General features: G+C 72.0%; 1 pseudogene. It reads right to left on the minus strand.

What is annotated here, in order from left to right:
- A pseudogene (locus tag IG04_RS43605) lies at nucleotides 1-211 on the minus strand (MFS transporter); the annotation flags it as partial.

The raw sequence follows: 211 nt of genomic DNA on the forward strand, positions 1-211 counted from the left end.
CGAGGGGATGAACGCCAGCGCCATGCCGGTCGCGGCCAGCAGCGACGCGGGCAGCACGTCCACCCAGTAGTTGCCGTCCGGGCGCACCAGGGCCAGCCACCCCAGACCGGCGGCGAGCACGACGAGCCCGGTCACCACCATCGGCTTGACGCCGAACCGCGCGGTGAGCCGAGGCGCCACGACCACCATCAACACCATGATCGCGGTGGTC

Source organism: Lentzea albidocapillata, from assembly GCF_000719115.1.
Lineage (GTDB): Bacteria > Actinomycetota > Actinomycetes > Mycobacteriales > Pseudonocardiaceae > Lentzea > Lentzea albidocapillata.